25 protein-coding genes are annotated in these 22,786 nt (G+C 41.8%); 22 read left to right on the plus strand and 3 right to left on the minus strand.

Annotated features, from left to right (window positions below; all coding sequences use genetic code 11):
• Window positions 1-27: 27 nt before the first annotated feature.
• Complete coding sequence (locus INT76_RS01440; protein WP_212571397.1) at window positions 28-972, plus strand: TDT family transporter; 945 nt, start codon at window positions 28-30, stop codon at window positions 970-972.
• 41 nt (window positions 973-1,013) lie between these two features.
• Here the strand turns inward: INT76_RS01440 and INT76_RS01445 are convergent, their stop codons facing one another.
• On the minus strand, window positions 1,014-1,964 hold the full coding sequence (locus INT76_RS01445) for a polysaccharide deacetylase family protein (protein WP_212571399.1): 951 nt from the start codon (window positions 1,962-1,964) through the stop codon (window positions 1,014-1,016).
• 99 nt (window positions 1,965-2,063) lie between these two features.
• On the opposite strand from INT76_RS01445, the gene INT76_RS01450 reads away from it, so the two are divergent.
• The 7 genes from INT76_RS01450 (at window position 2,064) to INT76_RS01480 (ending at window position 9,053) form a co-directional block, all read left to right on the plus strand.
• Window positions 2,064-3,350: a homoserine dehydrogenase gene (locus INT76_RS01450; RefSeq protein WP_212571400.1), complete on the plus strand. Its 1,287-nt coding sequence runs from the start codon at window positions 2,064-2,066 to the stop codon at window positions 3,348-3,350.
• A 1-nt stretch (window position 3,351) separates the two neighbouring features.
• Window positions 3,352-4,218, plus strand: coding sequence for a homoserine kinase (gene thrB, locus INT76_RS01455; protein ID WP_212571402.1), 867 nt, complete (start codon window positions 3,352-3,354; stop codon window positions 4,216-4,218).
• Between the two features lie 109 nt (window positions 4,219-4,327).
• Window positions 4,328-5,236: a UDP-N-acetylmuramate dehydrogenase gene (murB, locus tag INT76_RS01460; protein WP_212571403.1), complete on the plus strand. Its 909-nt coding sequence runs from the start codon at window positions 4,328-4,330 to the stop codon at window positions 5,234-5,236.
• Window positions 5,237-5,274: 38 nt separating this feature from the next.
• The gene (locus INT76_RS01465) at window positions 5,275-6,429 is read left to right on the plus strand and encodes an ABC transporter ATP-binding protein (RefSeq protein ID WP_212571405.1); all 1,155 of its coding nucleotides are present in this window, start codon (window positions 5,275-5,277) and stop codon (window positions 6,427-6,429) included.
• Window positions 6,413-7,216 carry an ABC transporter permease gene (locus INT76_RS01470; protein WP_212571407.1) on the plus strand — a complete coding sequence of 268 codons (804 nt, stop codon included), beginning with the start codon at window positions 6,413-6,415 and terminating at the stop codon, window positions 7,214-7,216. Before INT76_RS01465 ends, INT76_RS01470 begins: the two co-directional genes overlap by 17 nt.
• Window positions 7,213-7,983 carry an ABC transporter permease gene (locus INT76_RS01475; protein ID WP_212571409.1) on the plus strand — a complete coding sequence of 257 codons (771 nt, stop codon included), beginning with the start codon at window positions 7,213-7,215 and terminating at the stop codon, window positions 7,981-7,983. Before INT76_RS01470 ends, INT76_RS01475 begins: the two co-directional genes overlap by 4 nt.
• The gene (locus tag INT76_RS01480) at window positions 7,983-9,053 is read left to right on the plus strand and encodes an ABC transporter substrate-binding protein (RefSeq protein WP_212571411.1); all 1,071 of its coding nucleotides are present in this window, start codon (window positions 7,983-7,985) and stop codon (window positions 9,051-9,053) included. Before INT76_RS01475 ends, INT76_RS01480 begins: the two co-directional genes overlap by 1 nt.
• A gap of 25 nt (window positions 9,054-9,078) precedes the next feature.
• On the opposite strand, the gene INT76_RS01485 is transcribed toward INT76_RS01480, so the two are convergent.
• Window positions 9,079-9,936 (minus strand): NAD(P)H-hydrate dehydratase, encoded by an 858-nt coding sequence (locus tag INT76_RS01485; RefSeq protein WP_212571413.1) that lies wholly within the window; start codon window positions 9,934-9,936, stop codon window positions 9,079-9,081.
• A 178-nt stretch (window positions 9,937-10,114) separates the two neighbouring features.
• Here INT76_RS01485 and INT76_RS01490 point away from each other — a divergent pair, with 178 nt between their 5' ends.
• From INT76_RS01490 to INT76_RS01510, 5 genes are all read left to right on the plus strand, one after another.
• Window positions 10,115-11,881: a hypothetical protein gene (locus tag INT76_RS01490; protein WP_212571415.1), complete on the plus strand. Its 1,767-nt coding sequence runs from the start codon at window positions 10,115-10,117 to the stop codon at window positions 11,879-11,881.
• Between the two features lie 54 nt (window positions 11,882-11,935).
• Window positions 11,936-12,559: an endonuclease III gene (gene nth, locus INT76_RS01495; RefSeq protein WP_212571417.1), complete on the plus strand. Its 624-nt coding sequence runs from the start codon at window positions 11,936-11,938 to the stop codon at window positions 12,557-12,559.
• A gap of 294 nt (window positions 12,560-12,853) precedes the next feature.
• Window positions 12,854-13,837 (plus strand): GMP reductase, encoded by a 984-nt coding sequence (gene guaC, locus INT76_RS01500; RefSeq protein ID WP_212571419.1) that lies wholly within the window; start codon window positions 12,854-12,856, stop codon window positions 13,835-13,837.
• A gap of 164 nt (window positions 13,838-14,001) precedes the next feature.
• Window positions 14,002-15,354, plus strand: coding sequence for an MATE family efflux transporter (locus INT76_RS01505; protein WP_212571421.1), 1,353 nt, complete (start codon window positions 14,002-14,004; stop codon window positions 15,352-15,354).
• Window positions 15,344-15,712 (plus strand): hypothetical protein, encoded by a 369-nt coding sequence (locus INT76_RS01510; RefSeq protein WP_212571423.1) that lies wholly within the window; start codon window positions 15,344-15,346, stop codon window positions 15,710-15,712. Before INT76_RS01505 ends, INT76_RS01510 begins: the two co-directional genes overlap by 11 nt.
• Window positions 15,713-15,747: 35 nt before the next feature.
• On the opposite strand, the gene INT76_RS01515 is transcribed toward INT76_RS01510, so the two are convergent.
• Entirely contained in the window at window positions 15,748-15,930 is a 183-nt protein-coding gene (locus INT76_RS01515) for a 4-oxalocrotonate tautomerase (RefSeq protein ID WP_212571425.1), read from the minus strand.
• A 110-nt stretch (window positions 15,931-16,040) separates the two neighbouring features.
• Here INT76_RS01515 and INT76_RS01520 point away from each other — a divergent pair, with 110 nt between their 5' ends.
• The 9 genes from INT76_RS01520 to INT76_RS01560 all read left to right on the plus strand — a co-directional run bounded on the left by INT76_RS01520 (window position 16,041) and on the right by INT76_RS01560 (window position 22,725).
• Entirely contained in the window at window positions 16,041-16,259 is a 219-nt protein-coding gene (locus INT76_RS01520) for a hypothetical protein (RefSeq protein WP_212571432.1), read from the plus strand.
• Window positions 16,260-16,354: 95 nt separating this feature from the next.
• Window positions 16,355-16,942: a thymidine kinase gene (locus tag INT76_RS01525; protein ID WP_212571434.1), complete on the plus strand. Its 588-nt coding sequence runs from the start codon at window positions 16,355-16,357 to the stop codon at window positions 16,940-16,942.
• On the plus strand, window positions 16,939-18,018 hold the full coding sequence (gene prfA / locus INT76_RS01530; RefSeq protein ID WP_212571436.1) for a peptide chain release factor 1: 1,080 nt from the start codon (window positions 16,939-16,941) through the stop codon (window positions 18,016-18,018). Before INT76_RS01525 ends, prfA begins: the two co-directional genes overlap by 4 nt.
• Window positions 18,018-18,851, plus strand: coding sequence for a peptide chain release factor N(5)-glutamine methyltransferase (prmC, locus tag INT76_RS01535; protein ID WP_212571438.1), 834 nt, complete (start codon window positions 18,018-18,020; stop codon window positions 18,849-18,851). The genes prfA and prmC overlap by 1 nt, the downstream gene beginning before the upstream one ends.
• Entirely contained in the window at window positions 18,838-19,452 is a 615-nt protein-coding gene (locus tag INT76_RS01540) for an L-threonylcarbamoyladenylate synthase (RefSeq protein WP_212571439.1), read from the plus strand. Before prmC ends, INT76_RS01540 begins: the two co-directional genes overlap by 14 nt.
• Window positions 19,445-19,876: a GNAT family N-acetyltransferase gene (locus INT76_RS01545; RefSeq protein ID WP_212571441.1), complete on the plus strand. Its 432-nt coding sequence runs from the start codon at window positions 19,445-19,447 to the stop codon at window positions 19,874-19,876. The genes INT76_RS01540 and INT76_RS01545 overlap by 8 nt, the downstream gene beginning before the upstream one ends.
• A 13-nt stretch (window positions 19,877-19,889) precedes the next feature.
• Window positions 19,890-21,146, plus strand: coding sequence for a serine hydroxymethyltransferase (glyA, locus tag INT76_RS01550; RefSeq protein ID WP_212571443.1), 1,257 nt, complete (start codon window positions 19,890-19,892; stop codon window positions 21,144-21,146).
• 3 nt (window positions 21,147-21,149) lie between these two features.
• Window positions 21,150-22,124: a nucleoid-associated protein gene (locus tag INT76_RS01555; protein ID WP_212571444.1), complete on the plus strand. Its 975-nt coding sequence runs from the start codon at window positions 21,150-21,152 to the stop codon at window positions 22,122-22,124.
• Between the two features lies 1 nt (window position 22,125).
• Window positions 22,126-22,725 carry a lysozyme family protein gene (locus INT76_RS01560; RefSeq protein WP_212571446.1) on the plus strand — a complete coding sequence of 200 codons (600 nt, stop codon included), beginning with the start codon at window positions 22,126-22,128 and terminating at the stop codon, window positions 22,723-22,725.
• The last annotated feature ends 61 nt before the right edge of the window (window positions 22,726-22,786 follow it).

A 22,786-nucleotide genomic window follows, 5' to 3' on the forward strand; every position in this document is an offset into this window, starting at 1 on the left:
TTACTTGCTTTCAAAGAGGAGGTTTTTATGAAGGAGTTTATAAAAAGTATACCACTGGCCTTGTCAAGTCTACTATTAGCCTTGGTAGCTCTTGCAAATATCTTGGCTGGATTTTTTCCACCTCTGAAACCAATTATACAGGGGCTTGCTATTTTGGGTCTAGTGCTAGTCGGAACGCGCTTGAAACAAGACTGGAAAACCGTAAAAAAAGAGTTTCACAATCCATTGGTGGCCTCTTGTTTCGCTACTTTTTTCATGGCTATTCAGTTATTGACAGCCAGCCTGCCTCTGCCAAACAAGCTCGGGAACCTGCTGTGGTATCTCAATGCTTTGGCTTATCTTCTCTATATTGTATTCTTTACTAAACGCTTTGCATTTCAAAGAAAACTCAGTCTTATCTATCCTAGTTGGTTCATTGTCTATGTCGGATTTGCAATGGTAGCTGTTACTGCACCTGTCTACGAGGAAGCGATTCTGGGCTGGAGTGCTCTTCTGATAGCCGGTATAGCCTATGTGCTGTTAATACCGGTGGTCATGTATCGGCTGATTCTCATTCCTCTGCCTGAGAATCAATTCCCAATCCTTGCTATTTTTGCGGCACCGACATCCCTTCTCTTAACCGCCTATTTATCTTTGGCAGATGAGGTGAATATTCCTCTAGCAGTAGGGCTGGTAGGTTTATCACAGGTTATCTATGGATTAGTTTTATTCTCCTTGTACCGATTGATGAAAAATGGGTTTTCTCCACTGTTTTCTGCCTTTACTTTTCCTTTTGTTAGCACCGCAATTAGCTTAAAGTTAGCTGTTAGTCGGCTATATGTAACTCAGCCTCCTCTAACGCTGCTGGTTCACGCAGAAGTAGTGATTGCCAGTCTAATTATCGGCTATGTTCTTTTTTCTTATATTAGAATGTTTAGGCTCCAGACGGTTCTAACTCTCTCTTTGAAAAAGGCACCATTAAATTCTAAATAAAGAAAACATCCACTAGAGCGGTTACTAGTGGATGTTTCAGTTTATTCTCCCATAGCTTGTAGTAGCAGTTCTGGACTATAATGAGGCAATACACGAACACGATTGAGTGTTAGAAGACCATTAGCGGCAGAAGCAGCCCCTTCATTGGTTGTCAATCCCAATTTATAGCCAGATTCTTGCGCAAGCCGGATGGTTTCTGTGGAATAGCGTCCAGCTGGATAGGCTATCGCAATGGTTTCTTGTCCAAGTTGGTTATCTAAAAATGACTTTGATTCCTGTAATTCCATGGTTTGTGCTTCAAGTGAGCTGTACTCTAAATCAGGATGGTTGACAGTGTGGCCTTGAAAGGACATCCCATTATCCTTCATTTCTTTTAGCTGCTCCAAGGTTAAATGACCAGCATTTCCGCTAGCAGTAAGCCCTGTAATGACATTGTTCGTTGCTGTCATATTGTATTTCCTCAAGACAGGATAGGCGTTGCTATAAAAATCCCAGAGGCTATCATCAAAAGTCAACCAGACAACTTTTTTTCCTTTAGGAAGGACATTCTCTGTTAAAATTTTAAGAGCTTCTTCTGGGGTTACAGTGTAGTAACCAGCGGTTTGCAGTGCCTGAAGATGACTTTCAAAAGTAGTCGGATCAACAATCAAATTTGCATTGGCTTCCTCTTCAGGCGCCATGACATGAATGGCGTGATACATGAGAATCGGAAGATTGACAGGATTTTCTTGCTTCTCCCAAACAACTCCTTGTTCTTCGCTAACCGTTGAAGTAGTGGCAGTGGTTTCTTCAGAACTGGTGCTGCTGGTCTGACTGCTAGTGGTGGTTGAGACACTTTCTTTTGTTTGTTGGGTAAAAAATCCTCTGTTGAGATAGAGTAAACCAGCAGTAATAAATCCCAAGCTAAGAAGGACCAGCCATGTTAGGTTTCGCTTTTGTTTCCTTCTTCGTTTTCCCTTTCGATGGGTAGCACGACTTATTGGTGTATTCATATTGCCTCCTTTGATTTTGCTAGGCCTATTATATCAAAATTTTTGCCAAATTATCAGAAAATTTGGTATAATGAGAGAAATACTTTTTAAGGAGCTATCATGTCAGTAAAAATTGCATTATTGGGATTCGGAACAGTTGCTAGCGGTGTTCCATTTTTACTAAAAGAAAACACCGAGAAAATCGTTCAAGCAGCACAGGCTGAGATTGAAATTGCTAAGGTTTTGGTCAAAGATGATGCAGAAAAAGAACGCCTTTGGGTTGCGGGCCACAACTACCCTTTTGTGACCAATATTGATGAGATTATTCAAGACCCAGAAATTGAAATTGTGGTCGAGTTGATGGGGCGCATCGAACCAGCCAAGACCTTTATTACGCGCGCTTTGGAGGCAGGAAAGCACGTTGTGACAGCCAATAAGGACTTACTTGCTGTTCACGGTGGCGAATTGCGTACGCTTGCTGAAAAACAAGGGCTGGCTCTCTACTACGAGGCTGCTGTTGCAGGTGGCATCCCTATCCTGCGTACTCTGGTCAACTCGCTTGCCTCAGATCGCGTTACTCGTATTCTAGGTGTTTTAAACGGAACGTCAAACTTTATGCTGACCAAGATGGTAGACGAGGGCTGGACTTATGACCAGGCTTTGAAAACCGCTCAAGAATTGGGGTATGCTGAATCAGATCCGACTAACGATGTGGAAGGAATTGATGCTGCTTACAAGGCAGTTATCCTCAGCCAGTTTGCCTTTGGTATGGCAATTGATTTTGAAAGTGTGGCTCACAAAGGAATTTCTAACATCACTCCAGAAGATGTAGCAGTAGCTCAAAAATTAGGCTATGTTATCAAGCTTGTTGGCGATGTTCAAGAAACACCTTCAGGAATTGCAGCAGAAGTATCTCCAACCTTCCTTCCAAAGGAGCATCCGCTTGCTAGCGTTAACGGTGTGATGAACGCAGTCTTTGTGGAGTCTATCGGTATTGGTGAGTCCATGTATTACGGACCAGGTGCCGGGCAAAAGCCGACCGCAACCAGCGTCATGGCAGACATCGTTCGCATCGCGCGCCGCTTGAAAGAAAAAACTGTCGGCAAGGCCTTTAACGAGTTCTCACGTCCCCTCAAATTGGCGCTTCCAGAAGATGTCAAGAGTGAATATTACTTTTCCATCAACACTGCAGATCGAAGTGGCATGATGCTTCAATTGGCAGAAATTTTTAATTCCGAAGAAATTTCCTTCAAACAGATTTTGCAGCAAGCGGCAGATGGAAAGCAAGCACGTTTGGTCATTGTAACCCATACTATGAGCAAGACCCAATTAGAAAATGTTACGAAGAAATTGGCAGGGGCAGCAGATGTCGATGTCTTAAATATCTTCAAGGTTTTGGGAGAATAATATGAAAATCAAGATACCAGCAACCAGTGCCAACATTGGTCCAGGTTTCGACTCTGTTGGCGTCGCCCTATCAAAATATTTGACGATTGAAGTGCTAGCTCCCAGAGAGGAGTGGCTTGTTGAGCATAATTTGGAATTTGTTCCCAGTGATAAGCACAATCTCCTGATTAAGACAGCTCTGAAGGTCAAGTCAGATTTGCCTCCTCATCATATTAAGATGACGAGCGATATTCCACTTGCCCGTGGATTGGGATCATCAAGCTCAGTCATTGTAGCGGGAATTGAACTGGCGAATCAGCTGGGGAACCTCCAGCTTACTGCAGATGAAAAGCTACGGTTGGCAACTCAGATTGAAGGTCATCCGGACAACGTAGCACCAGCTATCTATGGAAATCTTGTTATTTCTAGCTATGTCAATAAACAAGTTGCAGCAGTTGTCACTGATTTTCCACCGGCAAGCTTCATCGCTTTCATACCAAATTACCCACTCCGAACCAGTGAAAGCCGTGGCGTTCTGCCCAACCAATTGTCTTACAAGAAGGCTGTTGCTGCTAGTTCCGTAGCCAATGTTGCTATTGCAGCTCTTTTGACAGGAGATTTGATTAAAGCAGGTAAGGCAATTGAGTCAGATAGCTTCCATGAACCTTTCCGTCAAAAATTGGTTAGAGAATTTTACCCGATTAAGCAAACTGCTAAAGAAATCGGTGCTTACGCCACTTATTTATCTGGTGCTGGCCCTACCGTGATGGTTCTAGCTCCAAAGGAGAAGGAAGCTGCCTTGATTGGGGCTATACAGGCACTGGATCTGGATGGACAAGTTCACGTCTTGCAAGTGGACACCAAAGGGATTCAGGTGCAAGAAAACTAATTGAATAGTGACCAGCCAAAAGATTATATTCTTTTGGCTCTTTTTATCGTTTTCTCCTCCATTTTTTGGTATAATGAACTGTATTATTATTTTTTGAAATGAGATAGTTATGAAGGAAAAAATAAGGAAAGAATTGGAAGGAATTGACATCCGATTCGACGAACCTTTGAAAACATATACCTACACAAAAGTTGGTGGCCCAGTCGATTATCTGGCCTTCCCGCGCAATCGCTATGAGATTGTTCGTATTGTCGAATTTGCTAAACGTGAAGAAATTCCCTGGATGGTTTTGGGGAATTCTAGCAATATTATCGTTCGTGATGGGGGCATTCGTGGTTTTGTAATCCGTATGGATAAATTAAATTCTGTGACGGTTTCGGGTTATACCATTGAAGCAGAAGCTGGTGCTAACCTGATTGAAACAACCAAAGTTGCCCTTTTCCATTCCTTATCTGGTTTTGAATTTGCCTGCGGCATCCCTGGAAGTATCGGTGGTGCTGTCTTTATGAATGCCGGTGCCTACGGTGGCGAGATTGCCCACATTTTAGTTTCAGCTCAGATTTTAACACCTGCGGGTTATGTCGTCACCTTGGACAATCGTGACTTGCGGTTTGGTTATCGTTCGTCTGTGCTTCAGGAAAACGGCGCCATTGTCCTTTCCGCAAAATTTGCCCTAAAACCAGGCAATTATACTGTCATTTCGCAAGAAATGGCTCGTTTGACCCATCTACGCGAACTAAAGCAACCCTTGGAACATCCTTCTTGCGGGTCAGTCTTCAAGCGCCCCTTAGGGCATTTTGCAGGTCAGTTGATTATGGAAGCTGGTCTAAAAGGTCACCGTATCGGTGGGGTTGAAGTATCAGAAAAGCATGCTGGCTTTATGGTAAATGTGGCAGATGGGACGGCAAAAGATTACGAAGATCTTATCGCCCATGTAATTGAAGCTGTCAAAGAGGTTTCAGGGGTTACTCTGGAAAGAGAAGTACGCATTATCGGTGCTACTGCCGATACGCTCTAGTCGCAAGACTCTAGTAACAAAGAAGGAATTTATGAGAATTGAAAAAGCCAATTATTGAATTTAAAGACGTCACCAAGGTGTTTGAAGACAGCGGAACAACCGTCTTAAAGAATATTAGTTTTGAGTTGGAAGAAGGTAAGTTTTATACCCTTCTTGGAGCCTCTGGTTCAGGAAAATCAACTATTTTAAATATCATTGCTGGGCTGCTGGATGCCACTTCAGGTGATATTTTCTTGGATGGTCAGCGAATGAATGACATTCCCACAAATAAACGTGATGTCCATACAGTCTTTCAGTCTTATGCCCTTTTTCCACACATGAACGTCTTTGAAAATGTGGCTTTTCCTCTAAAACTTCGTAAGCTGGATAAAAATGAAATGAAGCAGCGGGTCACAGAAGCCCTGAAAATGGTGCGATTGGAAGGTTATGAAAAACGTGCCATTCAAAAATTATCTGGTGGACAACGTCAGCGTGTAGCAATTGCTAGAGCGATTATCAATCAGCCGCGAGTTGTCCTTTTGGACGAACCTCTGTCCGCCCTTGATCTGAAGTTGCGTACAGAAATGCAGTATGAGTTGCGAGAATTACAGCAGCGTTTGGGCATCACCTTTGTTTTCGTGACCCATGATCAGGAAGAAGCGCTTGCCATGAGCGATTGGATCTTTGTTATGAACGAAGGACAGATTGTTCAGTCAGGTACACCCGTAGATATCTATGACGAGCCTATCAACCACTTTGTTGCGACCTTTATCGGTGAGTCCAACATCCTGCCTGGTACCATGATTGAAGACTACCTGGTGGAGTTTAATGGCAAACGCTTTGAAGCGGTGGATGGCGGGATGCGGCCAAATGAACCGATTGAAGTGGTTATTCGGCCAGAAGATTTGCGGATTACCCTTCCAGAAGAAGGAAAGTTGCAGGTCAAAGTCGACACCCAGCTTTTCCGCGGAGTTCATTATGAAATCATCGCCTATGATGAATTGGGCAATGAATGGATGATTCACTCAACCCGCAAAGCGATTGTAGGAGAGGTTATCGGTCTTAGCTTTGAGCCTGAAGACATCCATATCATGCGCCTTAACGAGACGGAAGAAGAATTTGATGCTCGTATCGAAGAATATGTAGAGGTAGAAGAGGTAGAAGATGGCTTGATTAACGCTATCGAGGAGGAACGCAATGAAGAAAACCTCTAAACTCTTTGTTGTTCCCTATGCTCTTTGGGTCTTTCTCTTTGTGCTAGCTCCTGTCGTCCTTATTGTTTACCAATCTTTTTTTGATAGCGACAATCACTTTACGCTGGCAAATTACCAAGCCTACTTTAACTCTCCCAACATGACCTACTTGAAAATGAGCTTTAACTCAATTTTCTATGCAGGTTTGATTACTCTCGTTACTCTCTTGATTAGCTATCCGACGGCTTTTTTCCTGACGCAGCTCAAGCATAAACAGCTTTGGCTCATGCTAATTATTCTGCCAACTTGGGTAAACCTTTTGCTCAAGGCCTACGCCTTTATCGGAATTTTTGGTCAGCATGGAGCAATCAATCAATTCTTGGAATTTATGGGCATTGGCAGCCAGCAAATTCTCTTTACAGATTTTTCTTTTATTGCTGTCGCTAGTTATATCGAAATTCCATTTATGATTTTACCAATTTTTAATGCCTTAGATGACTTGGATCCCAATCTGATTCATGCCAGTCGCGACTTAGGGGCAAATACTTGGCAGACCTTTACCAAGGTCATCTTTCCTCTCTCTATGAATGGAGTCCGAAGTGGAGTACAGGCGGTCTTTATTCCGAGTTTGAGCCTGTTTATGCTGACTCGTCTGATTGGAGGAAACCGTGTCATCACTTTGGGTACCGCCATTGAGCAGCACTTTTTAACTACACAAAACTGGGGAATGGGTTCAACCATTGGAGTAGTCTTAATTCTTGCCATGCTTTTGATTATGTGGGTGACGAAGGAGAGGAAGAAATCATGAAAAAAATTACAAAAATCTATTTAAGTTTAGCCTTTCTCATCCTCTATCTACCTATTTTCTATCTTATTGCCTATGCCTTTAACGAAGGCGAGGATATGAATGGTTTTACAGGCTTTACCTTGGACTATTTTTCGTCCATGTTGGGAGATAGTCGACTCATGCTCATTTTAGCCCAAACCTTTCTCTTAGCCTTTCTCAGCTCGTTGATTGCAACAGTGATTGGTACTTTTGGAGCTATTTATATCTACCAAGCTAAGGAACGTTGGCAAAATAGCTTGCTGTCTATTAACAATATCCTTATGGTAGCACCGGATGTTATGATAGGAGCTAGTTTTTTGATTCTTTTTACTCTTATCGGCTTCCAATTAGGTTTTGTTTCCGTATTGCTGAGTCACATCGCCTTTTCTATTCCAATTGTGGTATTGATGGTATTGCCTCGTCTGAAGGAGATGAATGATGATATGGTTTCTGCGGCCTATGATTTAGGCGCTACCCAGCTACAAATGCTGAGAGAAATCATGCTGCCCTACCTGACACCGGCCATTATTGCTGGCTATTTCATGGCATTCACCTATTCTTTGGATGACTTTGCAGTAACTTTCTTCGTAACCGGTAATGGTTATTCCAACCTTTCGGTAGAAATCTACTCTCGGGCACGTCAAGGGATCTCTTTGGAAATCAATGCTCTCTCCACTCTCGTCTTTCTCTTTAGCATCTTGTTAGTAGTGGGGTATTACTTTATTTCTCGCGAAAAGGAGGCTGACTAATGAAACGATTGTATTCCTTTTTTGCAGGCATTATCGTAATTACCCTCCTCCTCTTTGCTATCAGCAAGAGCTTGGAGGAGCAGTCCACACAAGGAACAACTGATAAACTGGTCATCTACAACTGGGGAGATTATATTGATCCGGAACTTTTAGCTGAGTTTACTGAAGAAACAGGTATCCAAGTCGATTATCAGACCTTTGATTCCAACGAGGCCATGTATACCAAGATTAAACAGGGAGGTACAACCTATGATTTGGCGGTGCCGTCTGAGTATATGATTTCTAAAATGATAGAAGAAGATATGCTTAACAAACTGGACAAGTCTAAGATTGATGGTTTAAATAACATTGATCCGCAATTTATGGGACTGAGTTTTGATAAAAACAATGATTACTCCATTCCTTATTTCTGGGGTACCCTCGGTATTGTTTATAATGAAACAATGGTAGAGAATCCGCCCAGAGAATGGGAAGATTTATGGTCAGAAGAATACCGCGACAATATCATGCTGATTGATGGTGTGCGGGAAGTGATGGGATTTGGGCTTCAATCTCTCGGTTATAGCCTGAACTCACGGAATCACACGGAAGTGGAAAAAGCAGCAGAGCACCTTTACAATCTAACTCCTAATATCAAGGCAATTGTAGCAGATGAAATCAAGGGCTACATGATTCAAGATGCAGCTGCCATCGCGGTTAGCTTCTCTGGTGAAGCTAGTGAAATGCTGGATGGGAACGAAAACCTTCGTTATGTCGTTCCATCTAAAGGTTCAAACCTCTGGTTTGATAACATGGTTATTCCAAAAACAGCTAAAAATATCGACGGGGCTTATGCTTTTATGAGTTTTATGCTGCGACCGGAAAATGCCTATCGCAATGCAGAGTACGTTGGCTATTCTACACCAATTCCAGCCGCTAAGGCTATGTTGGATGAAGAAACACAAAACGATGAGTCCTTCTATCCCTCAGAAGAAACTATGAAAAACATGGAAGTCTATGACAACCTTGGAAAAGATTTACTCGGTTTCTACAATGACCTCTATCTGCAATTCAAAATGTATCGCAAATAAAGAAAAACCAGTTTTAGGAAATATCCTAGAAACTGGTTTTTGCTTGGCAAAATTGCTGCATGGTAGATTGAATAGCTGCTGAAATCTGACTTGGACGAACTATATAATACTTATCTGCCAAGTGATCGGCAATGTAGGAGTGAAGATAGGTTGCTGCGCAGACCCGCTCAAACAAACTGTAATCTCTAAATTGAACAGCAAATCCGGCTATCATCCCCGCAAGAGTATCCCCCATGCCACCCGTTGCCTGATGGGGGCCTCCGATTGTAAGTTGGGCTCTGTCGACCTTACCTGCCTGATAAATGGCCGTTTGGTGGCTTTTGGCAACAAGGATGAGGCCTGAAGGATAGTTTGACAAGGCAAGTCGTATACTTGTTGGATTTTGTTCAGAAATAGGCGTTCCGGACAATCGCTCCCATTCTTTCTGATGGGGAGTTAAGACGACCTGTTTGGTTGGGAAAGTCATATTTTGGGATTGCGCAATAAGATTAAGAGCGGAGCCATCAAGGACGAGGATTTGTTCTTGGGATATATTAGTAAGAGTCAGAGAAAGAATCTGCTTTGCTCTGCTATCTTCCCCAAGACCAGGGCCTATCAAAACCAAATCAGACTCCCGTAACTTGGCCAGCAGTAGCTCTGTATCATCTACTGAAAATGCCATGGCTTCAGGAAGATGCGCATGGAGGGCAGAGATATTTGTTGGTTCGGTAGCCACTGTTATCAATCCTGCTCCGCTGTTGACACAGGCAAGGGAGGTTAGGATAATAGCTCCTTCATAGGGGGACAGCCCCCCGATTAGCAATACACGGCCAAAAGTGCCCTTATGACTGTGACGAGGTCGTGGCTGAATCAGTTGTTGGGTCAAATAATGAAGGTCTAGCATAATATTCCTCCTAGTCATCTCCTTATTTACATTATTATACCATTCCGAAAAAGAAGTGGGAAGCTTTGCTAGTAACGATTTTCCTCCCTATTCAGTCCCAGCTTGATTTTAAGATTAAATTTTGCTAGAATTTAAGAAAATACAACAATAAATACGCAAAAATAATTGGAGTTTTGGAATGAATGACTTTAGTCAAGAAATAAAGCCTTCACTTTCTATGAATACAATAGGGGCCTATATTGTATTGATTGGTTGGGCAATTATCTTTACGTTCTTATCAATTTATGTCATAAATGCCTATTTGCCGGTCTACGATATGGAGTTTCATTTGGCTAGGATGGTTGGCTTAGCCCAGTCCATTAGCAACGGCGATATTCTACCAAATCTAAATCACTTGTTTTCTTATGGAACAGGTTATGCGTCCAGCATGTTTTATGGGAATTGGCAATTTTACCCAGCAGCGATGGTTTATATCTTTACGAAAGACGCCATTGGAGCCTATACTTTCTTTGCCTTTTGTATGAATAGTTTCGCCATCCTTTCTACCTTTCATTTCACGCGAAAATTAACTCAGTCCAAACTCAACAGCTTTTTGGTGGCAATGATTGTACCTTGTTTTTATCCAGCATTTGGTTTTGGGATGACGATGGTCATTGGTTTTGTTCCCATGCTTTTCTATGCTATCTACAAGGTCTTATATTTAGAAGAGTACAATCCTATTTTGCTTGGGGTTACGATAGCACTGTTAATTCAAACGCACCTTCTGTCAACAATTGTTTTAGCGATTTCATCTATGTTTTTTGTCGCTTGCAATGCCAAAAAAATCAACTTGCATGTCTTGCTTTCTTTTGGTAAATCCATACTTATCGGCCTTGCATTATCCGCTGGTTTCTTATTCCAGTATGTAGAACAAGTGTTGTCCCAAAAGTTCTACTTTAGTTGGGTCACACGAAACTTTCCTGTTGACAATAAACTCATGTTTGACATGAGCCATAACTTTCATTCAGGTTTTACGAGTTTGACCAATCTCTATGATGTAGCCCTCAAGATTGCTATTTTCTATTTTATTATTAACTTCTTCCAGTTGAAACCTATCTCCAAATCATTGGTTGGAGTAATAGTATTGACCTATATTTCAATGACAGGGATTTTGCCTTGGCATACAACATTAAAGTATACCTTCTTGGGAAATCTTCAATACACAGAACGGCTATCTTACTTCTTGCCAGTACTCATTATGATGATCTTTGCCATTGAGTGCAATCGACGGTTTTTACAAGGAGCAGTAGGTGCAGTCTTCCTGGTTTACTTGATTTCTTTTGTTCTGCCTTATTCAGTTACCCATCAAAAGATGAGCCAAAAATTGATGAATCAACACAATAAGTTAATGCTCAAAGCCTACGAAGATGCGAAAAATGTCTTTATCAATCCGATTGGAGATGAGTACTATACCTTAGATGTTGATAATATGGCGATTCGTCAAGATAATTTTGCAGAATTTTCTGAGCTAGAAAATGTGAAAGTGTCAAATATTCAATATGGGTATAATTTTCTTCAATTTGATGTGGAAGTACAAAATCAAGGTGTAGCCACCAGTTTAGTGGTGCCCAAGGTTGGGTACAGTGGCTACAAAGTATCTTACTCTAACGGAGGCAAGGGCAGTCAAGCTGCCCAGAAAAAAGTACTGAGAACAGAAGAAGAAGTAGTTAAGATGAAGAAATTGAAAATGCCAGTAGAAACAGAGAAAGTTCTCCATAATGGCAGGATCTATCTAACCATTCAAGAATCAGGGACCGTTACGATTTCTCATCACAAAACCATCCTTCAATACCTTGGTTTTCTGTTAGAAGCATTTTTCTGGTTATTTTTAGTATTGTATTGCTACACTGGGGATCTGATTCTTCCAGCAGATATACGAGAGAAATGCGGTTTCTTGATTGAATGATTTTGTGTGATTCATGATATAATGGAACAGACTAAGAAACAAGAAAGAAAAAATATGGTGTTATCCAAAAAACGTGCCCGAAAAGTTATTGAAGCAATCATTGCCCTTTATCCTGATGCAAAACCTAGTTTAGATTTTCGCAATCACTTTGAACTTTTAGTAGCTGTCATGCTTTCTGCTCAAACGACCGATGCAGCAGTTAACAAGGCGACCCCAGCACTTTTTAAAGCTTTTCCGACTCCAGAGGCTATGGCAAGCGCTGAGGTGAGAGAGATTGAACCTTTTATTTCTCGTCTAGGACTCTATCGCAATAAAGCCAAATTCCTTAAGGAGTGTGCTCAACAGCTATTGGCTGCCCACCATGGTCAAGTTCCTCAAACGCGTGAAGAATTAGAGGCTTTAGCAGGTGTGGGACGTAAGACCGCTAATGTTGTACTAAGTGTAGGCTTTGGAATTCCCGCTTTTGCGGTCGATACACATGTCGGTCGTATCTGCAAACACCACGACATCGTAAAGAAATCCGCAACACCGCTCGAAACAGAAAAGCGTGTGATGGAGGTCTTACCGCCAGAGCTTTGGCTACCAGCTCATCAGGCTATGATATACTTTGGTCGTGAAGTCTGCCATCCAAAGAATCCTGAGTGTGAAAAATTCCCACAATTGTATGAATTTGAGTAAATTGTATAAAAAGATTCCTAAATTTTTTCGTTTTAGGAGTTTTTTTATTCAGAAAACAGGAACATTCTTGTGTGATAGCTGCTAGTTATTCTTATATCGCTCAAAATGCGAACTCTTTTATTTATAAAAACAATAATCTTTATAAATAAACGAACGATAAACTTGTTTTATCGCTCCATATTGACAAAAGCCAAACATTTTTCTATAATTGCATATGGAAAGACTTTAGAAGTCTAGCGATGTGATGCAGGTCATCAGATAGGAAGGTCATTTATCCAATAGAGGAGACAAAACATGTTCAACGAAACTCCAGTTTTTGACTATGAAGATATTCAACTGATTCCTAATAAGTGTATTATTGAGAGTCGTTCTGAGGCAGATACCAAGGTTACCTTGGGAAAACATCAGTTCAGACTTCCTGTTGTACCTGCTAATATGCAAACAATTATTGATGAAGAAGTAGCAGAGATGTTGGCAAAGGACGGCTACTTCTATATTATGCACCGCTTCGATGAAGCTAGCCGCATGTCTTTTATCAAGCGAATGCATTCTCAGGGCTTGCTTGCATCGATTTCGGTTGGGGTTAAGGCTTATGAGTACGATTTTGTAACTAGTCTGAAACAGGATGCACCTGACTATATTACGATTGATATTGCACACGGACACTCAGATAGCGTAATTCGCATGATTCGGCATATCAAAAAAGAATTACCAGATACCTTTGTTATTGCAGGAAATGTCGGCACCCCCGAAGCAGTTCGTGAATTGGAAAATGCCGGTGCGGATGCAACCAAGGTAGGAATTGGTCCTGGAAAGGTCTGCATTACCAAGGTTAAGACAGGATTTGGAACCGGCGGTTGGCAACTGGCTGCTCTACGTTGGTGTGCCAAGGCTGCGCGCAAGCCGATTATTGCTGATGGTGGAATTCGTACCCATGGAGATATAGCAAAATCTATCCGCTTTGGTGCGAGCATGGTGATGATTGGTTCGCTTTTTGCTGGACATATTGAAAGTCCAGGAAAAACAGTAGAAGTAGACGGAAAAGCCTTCAAAGAGTATTACGGTTCAGCTTCTGAATACCAAAAGGGAGCTTACAAAAACGTGGAAGGCAAGAAAATTCTTCTCCCAGCCAAGGGGCACTTGAAAGATACCCTAGTTGAAATGGAGCAAGATCTACAATCTTCCATTTCCTATGCTGGGGGACGTGATCTTGATAGCTTGCGACATGTAGACTATGTTATTGTCAAAAATTCCATTTGGAATGGCGACACGATTTAGGAACAGAGGGCCTGCTTTACAGGTCTTTTTGTTTATTTTTCCTGAATAGAATATCTAACCAGTATGACTTAGCTTCGACAATCTTTGCCAATGCCAGTCAGCAGTTGAACTTTCTGATTCAACTTGATAGAATGAAGACAGGAAAGAATTGTTTAGGAGAGAATATGTATCAAGCAAGTAAGTGGCAGGACAAGTTGGTCCTCTTTTTAAAGATATTTCTGCCTATTTTAGTCTATCAGTTTGCTAATTATTCAGCGTCTTTTATTGACACCATGATGACTGGACAGTACGGTACTGTTGACTTGGCAGGCGTTTCAATGGCAACCAGTTTGTGGAATCCATTTTTTTCCTTATTAACAGGAATTGTTTCGGCATTGATTCCCATTATTGGTCAGCATTTGGGCCGTGGAAATGATAGGCAGGTACGAGAAGAACTGCAACATTTCATTTATCTAGCACTTATTTTATCCTTGGTGTTGCTCCTTATTGTCTTGTTTGGGGCTATACCAGTTTTGGGATGGTTACGATTAGATGAGCCCGTTTTCCAAGTTGCGAAGTCCTATCTATATTATATCTGTCTTGGCATCCTTCCCCTTATGCTCTTTAGTGTTTTTCGATCCTTCTTTGATGCTTTGGGTTTGACTAGACTATCCATGTACCTCATGCTCTTACTGGTTCCTTTTAATTCCTTCTTTAACTATTTGCTGATTTATGGGAAAATGGGGCTGCCCGCTATGGGAGGAGCAGGAGCAGGTCTGGGGACCTCTCTCGCCTACTGGCTTCTTCTAGTGATTGTGTTATTGGTTATGGTCTATCATCCAAAGGTACGTTCACACAAGGTTTGGCAAAGGCTGCCTTTCCAACCACGTCTGATAAAAGATGGCCTTGCTTTGGGGCTTCCTATTGGTTTACAGGTTTTTGCAGAAGTTGCAATCTTTGCAGTTGTTGGCCTGTATATGTCACAATTTTCAGCGCAAGTGATTGCTTCGCACCAAGCAGCAATGAACTTTGCCACCTTGCTCTATGCTTTTCCAGCAGGTGTTTCCATGACCTTGCCAATCGTCATTTCCTATGAGATTGGGGCTAAGCGGCCAAAGGATGTCAGACAATACATCCGCATCGGTCGTTTGGTTGCCTTTGGTTTTGCTGGTGTAACCCTGACCTTCTTGTATTTCTTTCGTTCCAAAGTGGCTGTTCTCTATGGCAATGACCCAGATTTTATCCAGCTGACATCGCATTTCTTATCTTATGCCCTTCTTTTTCAGCTAGCTGATGCTTATACTGCACCTATTCAGGGAATTCTGAGAGGGTTTAAGGACACAACGGTTCCCTTCTTTTTAGGCATTATCTCCTATTGGGGGATGACCTTCCCCGTAGCTTTCCTTTTAGAAGCTACGACCAATCTAGGTCCTGTATCTTACTGGCTGGGACTCATTTCTGGTATTTTTGTCTGTGGCATGTTACTGGATATGAGGTTACAGAAAATTGTAAAAAGGAGGCTGAAACATGAAGTATAAAATTACCATCTCAGCCTGCATTCTCATTGTAATCAGTCTTGGAATTTTTAGTCAACTCAAATCTTCGGTAAACCTGCCGGATGCAGAACAAGTTGTGATTTATCAAGAAGAAACTGTTGTTAAAGAACTATCTGGTGAAGAAGCTCAGCTTTTTCTCATGCAACTAGAAACAGTCAAGCCCTATTTCTTCAAAAATGCCAGTGTTGAGGACTATCCGCAAGAGGCAGAAATAGTCTACAAAATGGTGGTGGGAGAGGAAGTCTTCTACATTTACGATAAAAATGGATCCGTTCATCTGATGAAACCTTATGACTATACAGTCGAGTTGCCGAGTTCTCTAGATATTATCCTAGAATGAACAATCTCCCACTGCTCGGCAATGGGAGATTTGTTTTATTTACGCTTCATTTCTCCCTGAGGATAATAGGTTCCTTCTGGTAGGTCGTTGATAAATACATGAATGGCTTCTTTAGGAGCCTTGGCGATACGAGAAACAACCTCCGTTACTTCGCGAGCTAGGGCGATTTTTTGCTCCTCTGAGCGGCCTTCGAATAGATCAATTTTTACAAATGGCATATGTATTTCTCCTTTTCTATTTTTTCAAGTATAGCATAAAATTGACCACTTTAAAAATGACAAGGTGTTCACAATATGATATACTAAATTCAAATAGGAGGAGCTTGGCTATGAAATATATGAAACGTATGCTTTTTTCCTTTATGCTTGGCGGCTTGGCCTTGTATTTAACTGCCACGGTATTTGCACATAGTCAGTGGGAAGGTCCCTTGCTTATCACATTTTTCTTGTTCAGTATGATTTATGGCCTAGCAATGCTCCATAAGTGGAAGCCGAACCTTGCTAAAATTGTTTTTGAATTTCTTGTTAATTGCCTTACTTGGCCGTGATTCAAACAAGCTCATTTGGGCTTGTTTTTCTGTCTAAAAATTGCAGAATGTGGTAAAATAGGAGAAGTGAGTTTTAATAGATTGGAAAGAGGAAAGTGGCTCAATTTTATTTTAAATACGGTTCGATGAACTCGGGTAAGACCATTGAGATTCTCAAAGTTGCCCATAACTATGAAGAACAAGGCAAGAATGTTGTCATCATGACATCTGCTATTGATACCCGCGCTGGGGTTGGAATTGTTGCTAGCCGCATCGGGATGCAACGAGAAGCAGTGGCTATTACCGACGATATGGATGTTTATGCCTATATCAAAAATCTGCCTAACAAACCTTATTGTGTTCTCATCGATGAAGCACAATTCTTGACCAAGAAACACGTCTATGACTTTGCTCGTGTGGTAGATGATTTAGATGTGCCTGTCATGGCTTTTGGGCTAAAAAATGATTTTCGCAACGACTTATTCGAAGGCTCCAAACACCTCTTGCTTCTGGCTGATAAGCTGGATGAGATAAAAACAATCTGTCAATTTTGCTCCAAAAAAGCAACCATGGTATTACGAACAGTTAACGGTGAGCCTGTTTATGAAGGGGAACAGATTCAAATTGGTGGAAATGAAACCTACATACCTGTTTGCCGCAGACATTACTTTGCACCGGAAATTGAAAAAGGAAGTGAACAATGAACATTTATGAACAATTACAAGCAGTAGAAGACCGCTATGAAGAACTAGGTGAGTTGCTGAGTGATCCAGATGTGGTCAGCGACACCAAACGCTTTATGGAATTATCAAAAGAAGAAGCAGCGACACGCGATACAGTTGCCGCTTACCGCGAATACAAAAAAGTCTTGCAAAATATCGTCGATGCAGAAGAGATGATTAAGGACTCATCTGGAGATGCCGATCTGGAAGAAATGGCAAAGGAAGAACTCAAGACAGCAAAAGCAGAAAAAGAAGAGTATGAAGAAAAACTCAAAATCCTTTTACTTCCTAAAGATCCCAACGATGATAAAAATATCATCCTTGAAATCCGTGGAGCAGCTGGCGGTGACGAAGCTGCCCTCTTTGCTGGTGATCTTTTGACCATGTACCAGAAGTTTGCGGAAGGCCAAGGCTGGCGCTTTGAAGTCATGGAAGCTTCTTACAACGGTGTGGGTGGTATCAAGGAAGTTGTAGCTATGGTTTCTGGTCAATCTGTCTACTCCAAGCTCAAGTATGAATCAGGAGCCCACCGAGTGCAGCGCGTGCCCGTAACAGAAAGTCAAGGCCGTGTCCATACTTCAACTGCAACCGTCTTAATCATGCCTGAAATCGAAGAAGTTGAATACGATATTGATCCTAAAGACCTGCGCGTGGATATTTATCACGCTTCAGGTGCTGGTGGTCAGAACGTCAACAAGGTTGCAACAGCTGTTCGTATTGTCCACTTGCCGACCAATATCAAGGTTGAAATGCAGGAAGAACGAACCCAGCAAAAGAACCGGGATAAGGCGATGAAGGTTATCCGAGCTCGTGTGGCTGATCATTTTGCTCAAATTGCTCAAGATGAACAGGATGCTGAGCGCAAGTCTACCATCGGTACTGGAGATCGTTCAGAGCGTATCCGCACCTACAATTTCCCACAGAACCGTGTGACGGATCACCGCATTGGTTTAACCTTACAAAAATTGGATACAATCTTGTCCGGTAAAATGGATGAAGTAATCGACGCTCTGGTCCTTTACGATCAAACGCAGAAACTAGAAGAATTGAACAAATAATGAACTATGCGCAATTATTTGCTGAATACGAAGAACGATTAGAAATGCTTGGTGAAGAGGCAGAAGCCCTGTCCTTCACCTTTCGTGGTTTAAAAGGTCTGAATCTGACTGACTTCCTCCTTACACTCCGCAAGGAAGTGACCAAAGAAGACCAAGATTTAATCGCGACAATTTTTCAGAACCTATCCCAGCATATTCCTGCTCAGTATATTATCGGGCATACTCTGTTTCATGGCTTAAAACTTGAGGTTAATCCTCATGTGCTCATTCCACGTCCTGAAACAGAGGAGTTAGTAGAGCTGATTTTGAAGGAAAATAAGGACGCTCACTTGCGAGTACTTGACATTGGAACGGGCAGTGGTGCTATTGCCTTGGCCTTGGCACAAGCAAGACCAGATTGGCAGCTAACTGCGCTAGATATTTCACCTGAAGCCTTAGCAGTTGCTAAGAGAAATGCCCAGGCAAACCATTTAACTGTTAATTTTCAAGAATCAGATGTATTGGAACAGGTAATGGGGACTTATGACATCATTGTTTCCAATCCACCTTATATCTCTAAAAAAGATACGAATGAAGTCGGGCTCAATGTCCTTCATTCAGAGCCACATCTTGCCCTCTTTGCTGCAGAGGATGGACTAGCTATCTATCGAAAAATAGCAGAGCAGGCAGGCGATTATCTAACTCCAGGAGGAAAGATTTATCTGGAGATTGGCTATAAGCAAGGGCAGGCTGTTTCAGAACTATTTCAACAGCAATTCCCAGAAAAACGAGTTCGCATCATTCAGGATGCCTTTTCCAAAGATAGGAAGGCGGTTGTCGATGACGCTAACTAAGCTACATAAAATATTGGAAGCTGGAGGAGCAGTGGTGCTGCCAACAGAAACGGTCTATGGGCTTTTTGCCAAAGCGCTCGACGAAACAGCAGTCAACCATGTTTACCAACTCAAAAAACGGCCACGAGATAAGGCCATGAACCTGAACGTTTCTTCTCTGGCAGATATTGAACATTTCAGTCAAAATCCCCCCTTTTTCCTCGAAAAAGTGTATAATAGTTTTATGCCTGGACCCCTAACGATTATATTGAATGCAAATGATAATGTTCCGTTTTGGGTCAATTCGGGTAAAAAAACCGTTGGATTTCGTCTGCCGAAACACGAAAAAACCTTACAACTGATAAAAGAAACAGGCCCCCTTATCGGACCTTCTGCCAATATTTCAGGAGATAGCAGCGGGAAAAATTTTCAGGAAATTATGGCCCAGTTCCCTTCCTTTCTTGAAGGATTAGCTGATGATTCGGCTTTAACTGGTATTGATTCCACTATTCTCGATTTATCTGGGAACAAGGCTAGAATCTTGCGCCAAGGAGCTATCACCAAAGAAGCTATCCTAGAAAAAGTTCCCGAAATCCAATTCGAGGAGGATGAGTATGCTTAGGAAAGTTAAGCTATCAGACAGCTTTGATTTGATGACTATCAATGAAGTAGCTTTGGGATATAGCAAGGGGCATACCCAGACAAGCAAGCAATTGACACAACTCTTGTCTCAAGACCATCATTTTTTGTTTGGTTTTGAAGAGGAGAAAACAGGCCGCTTGGTTGGATATATCCACGCTGAGATCTATCAAGTTCTTTATGCGGACACTGGTTTAAATGTTCTAGCATTGGCTGTTTTACCAGATTACCAAAGAAGAGGAATTGGGCGTAGCTTGCTTCAAGAGCTAGAAAAACTAGCCATTGACAAGGAGTTGCATTTCATCAGGCTCAATTCTGCTGAAAAACGCACCCAGGCTCATTCTTTTTATCTAAGGGCGGGTTTTCAAGACGATAAACTTCAAAAGCGCTTTATAAAATATATTTAAGGAGACACTGCACATGATTTTTGATAAAGTAGACTATAAGGCATACGATGCTGAAGTATGGGAAGCCATCAAGGCAGAAGAAGAACGCCAGCAAAACAATATCGAATTGATTGCATCTGAAAACGTTGTTTCAAAAGCTGTTATGGTAGCCCAAGGTTCCATCTTGACTAACAAATATGCAGAAGGCTATCCTGGTCGTCGTTACTATGGTGGTACTGAATGTGTGGATGTTATTGAAAGCCTAGCAGTTGAGCGCGCGAAGGAGATTTTTGGTGCTAAATTTGCCAATGTGCAGCCTCACTCTGGAAGCCAAGCCAACTGTGCAGCCTATATGGCTCTTATTCAGCCTGGTGATACCGTCATGGGGATGGATTTGGCGGCTGGAGGTCATTTGACCCACGGTGCATCCGTTAGCTTCTCAGGACAAACCTACAACTTTGTTGCTTACAATGTTGACGAAGAAACTGACCTTTTAGACTACGATGCAATTTTGGCGCAGGCTAGAGAAGTCCAGCCAAAACTGATTGTAGCAGGAGCGTCAGCTTATGCCCGTATCATTGACTTTGCCAAATTCCGTGAAATCGCTGATGCGGTTGGTGCCAAACTTATGGTTGACATGGCGCATATTGCAGGACTCGTTGCAGCAGGTCTCCATCCAAACCCTGTACCACATGCGCACATCACGACAACAACTACTCACAAAACCCTACGCGGACCTCGTGGTGGTCTGATTTTGACCAACGATGAAGACTTGGCCAAAAAAATCAATTCTGCTATCTTCCCTGGTATTCAAGGGGGCCCTCTTGAACATGTGATTGCAGCAAAAGCAGTAGCTTTTAAAGAAGTCTTAGATCCAGCATTTAAGGATTACGCTAAGCAGATTATTGCAAATAGCCAAGCTATGGCACAGGTTTTCCTTGAAAATGACAACTTCCGTGTTATCACAGGTGGAACAGATAACCACCTCTTCCTTGTGGATGTCACCAAGGTTGTTGAAAACGGTAAGGTAGCACAGCACCTTTTGGACGAAGTGAATATTACTCTGAACAAGAACTCTATCCCTTATGAAAAACTCTCTCCATTTAAAACCAGCGGTATCCGTATCGGTGCAGCGGCTATAACAGCTCGTGGATTTGGAGTTGAGGAGTCTCACAAGGTGGCTGAATTGACCATCAAGGCATTGGAAAATGCTGACAACGAAGCTGTTCTTGAAGAAGTTCGCCAAGAAGTTCGTTCCCTCACAAACAAATTCCCACTTTACGAAAACTAATTTATGGACATTTATATCAAACAAGCCCTTATACACCAATTCAGTCCAGAGGACACGGAGTTAAGGTTGGCGGAGCAGACTATTACGATTACTCCCAAAATAGAGGAGTATCTCCGCAAAAAAGTCGAACGAGTCTATTCTGATGAGGCTAAGACAGGACAATTTGAAGCCGATAATCCTTTTTTAGATTATTTTACAGGTGATTTGCTCAGTCAGTCCGTCAAAATAGCCACTCGCTGGAAAGAAGAGTTTTCTCTGTCTGAAAATCTCAAGACCAACGACTTACTCTTTATCAATTTTGAGAAAAACGGAGTGGAGCATTTTGCCTTCCTCCGTATCTCTTTGCGTGAAAACCTGACTCATGTTGGCAACGACCTTGCTAATCCTCTCAAGCTGACTCAAAACAATCTACCAAGTGCCGGATCTGCTCCAGATGAAGCCTTGATTGTCAATTTGAACAATTACAAGTACCATTTGATTGAAAAGCGGATTAAGTATAACGGTAGTTTTCTCAACTATTTTTCAGATAATCTTCTTCAGGTCAAACCAATCATTTCAGCTAAAAAATCCATCAAGACCCTTGAACAAACAGCACAAAAAATTGCTGACAACTTCCAAGAGGGGGATTTTCACTTCCAGTCCAAGGTCAAGTCTGCCATTTATTCCCATTTGGAAGAGGACAATGCCTTATCACCTGAAAAATTGGCTGACCAGCTCTTTGACAACAATTTAACAGCGCGTTTAACTTTTGTTGATGAATTAAAAGAAGTCATTCCAGAGAAAATTATTTTCGATGAAATTGACGCCTCACGTCAATTGAAGAAGTTTGAAAACCAAAAACTATCCCTTTCCAACGGAATTGAGTTGATTGTACCTAACAGTATTTACGAAGATGCAGAATCCGTTGAATTTATTCAAAATGAGAATGGAACATACTCTATTCTGATCAAAAATATCGAAGATATAAAGAGCAAATAAAATGAAAAAACTAACAAGAACGATCGCCCTTGTCGTCCTTGTTTTTCTAGCTTACAAACTCTATCAAGCTTATCAAGGTGTTCAGCAGGTTATGACCTATCAAAGTATGGTTCAGGAAGTCCTCGCTGAAAATGATACTAAGGCAAATGAGGAGTTGGTTCTGGCTATGATTTACACGGAAACAAAAGGGGCCCAAATTGATGTTATGCAATCAAGTGAATCAGCCTCTGGTTACGCCAATACCATTACAGACAGCAAAGAAAGTATCCGCCAAGGAGTTGAATACCTAAGCAAGAATCTTCAATTGGCAGAAGAAGCAGGAGTAGATGTTTGGACAGCTGTCCAAGCCTATAACTACGGCCCAGGTTATATTGATTATGTTGCAAAAAATGGTGGACAAAACACTATCGAGCTTTCCGAGCGCTATTCGCTTTACATTGTTGCACCAAGCTTGGGAAATACAACTGGAGAATCCTATATCTATTACCATCCGATAGCTCTTATGAACGGTGGCAAACTTTATGTCAATGGAGGCAATATTTACTATTCCCGTCAGGTTCGATTTAACATGTACCTGATGCGCCTCCTTACTCTTTTTTAACAGTCAAGTTTTCTTGGCTGTTTTTTCTCATTTTACCTCAAATAATGGTATAATGTGGGTA

The organism is Streptococcus oriscaviae (assembly GCF_018137985.1).
GTDB lineage: Bacteria > Bacillota > Bacilli > Lactobacillales > Streptococcaceae > Streptococcus > Streptococcus oriscaviae.

Excerpts from the sequence above, each read along its gene's own strand:
- prfA (WP_212571436.1), top strand. The coding sequence starts at position 16,939 with ATGAACATTTATGAACAATTACAAGCAGTAGAAGACCGCTATGAAGAA.
- INT76_RS01470 (WP_212571407.1), top strand. The coding sequence starts at position 6,413 with ATGAAGAAAACCTCTAAACTCTTTGTTGTTCCCTATGCTCTTTGGGTC.
- INT76_RS01515 (WP_212571425.1), bottom strand. The coding sequence starts at position 15,930 with ATGCCATTTGTAAAAATTGATCTATTCGAAGGCCGCTCAGAGGAGCAA.
- INT76_RS01485 (WP_212571413.1), bottom strand. The coding sequence starts at position 9,936 with ATGCTAGACCTTCATTATTTGACCCAACAACTGATTCAGCCACGACCT.
- thrB (WP_212571402.1), top strand. The coding sequence starts at position 3,352 with ATGAAAATCAAGATACCAGCAACCAGTGCCAACATTGGTCCAGGTTTC.
- prmC (WP_212571438.1), top strand. The coding sequence starts at position 18,018 with ATGAACTATGCGCAATTATTTGCTGAATACGAAGAACGATTAGAAATG.
- INT76_RS01440 (WP_212571397.1), top strand. The coding sequence starts at position 28 with ATGAAGGAGTTTATAAAAAGTATACCACTGGCCTTGTCAAGTCTACTA.
- INT76_RS01510 (WP_212571423.1), top strand. The coding sequence starts at position 15,344 with ATGAAGTATAAAATTACCATCTCAGCCTGCATTCTCATTGTAATCAGT.
- INT76_RS01475 (WP_212571409.1), top strand. The coding sequence starts at position 7,213 with ATGAAAAAAATTACAAAAATCTATTTAAGTTTAGCCTTTCTCATCCTC.
- guaC (WP_212571419.1), top strand. The coding sequence starts at position 12,854 with ATGTTCAACGAAACTCCAGTTTTTGACTATGAAGATATTCAACTGATT.
- INT76_RS01560 (WP_212571446.1), top strand. The coding sequence starts at position 22,126 with ATGAAAAAACTAACAAGAACGATCGCCCTTGTCGTCCTTGTTTTTCTA.
- INT76_RS01450 (WP_212571400.1), top strand. The coding sequence starts at position 2,064 with ATGTCAGTAAAAATTGCATTATTGGGATTCGGAACAGTTGCTAGCGGT.
- murB (WP_212571403.1), top strand. The coding sequence starts at position 4,328 with ATGAAGGAAAAAATAAGGAAAGAATTGGAAGGAATTGACATCCGATTC.
- INT76_RS01505 (WP_212571421.1), top strand. The coding sequence starts at position 14,002 with ATGTATCAAGCAAGTAAGTGGCAGGACAAGTTGGTCCTCTTTTTAAAG.
- INT76_RS01445 (WP_212571399.1), bottom strand. The coding sequence starts at position 1,964 with ATGAATACACCAATAAGTCGTGCTACCCATCGAAAGGGAAAACGAAGA.
- INT76_RS01490 (WP_212571415.1), top strand. The coding sequence starts at position 10,115 with ATGAATGACTTTAGTCAAGAAATAAAGCCTTCACTTTCTATGAATACA.
- INT76_RS01520 (WP_212571432.1), top strand. The coding sequence starts at position 16,041 with ATGAAATATATGAAACGTATGCTTTTTTCCTTTATGCTTGGCGGCTTG.
- nth (WP_212571417.1), top strand. The coding sequence starts at position 11,936 with ATGGTGTTATCCAAAAAACGTGCCCGAAAAGTTATTGAAGCAATCATT.
- INT76_RS01555 (WP_212571444.1), top strand. The coding sequence starts at position 21,150 with ATGGACATTTATATCAAACAAGCCCTTATACACCAATTCAGTCCAGAG.
- INT76_RS01480 (WP_212571411.1), top strand. The coding sequence starts at position 7,983 with ATGAAACGATTGTATTCCTTTTTTGCAGGCATTATCGTAATTACCCTC.
- INT76_RS01540 (WP_212571439.1), top strand. The coding sequence starts at position 18,838 with ATGACGCTAACTAAGCTACATAAAATATTGGAAGCTGGAGGAGCAGTG.
- glyA (WP_212571443.1), top strand. The coding sequence starts at position 19,890 with ATGATTTTTGATAAAGTAGACTATAAGGCATACGATGCTGAAGTATGG.
- INT76_RS01545 (WP_212571441.1), top strand. The coding sequence starts at position 19,445 with ATGCTTAGGAAAGTTAAGCTATCAGACAGCTTTGATTTGATGACTATC.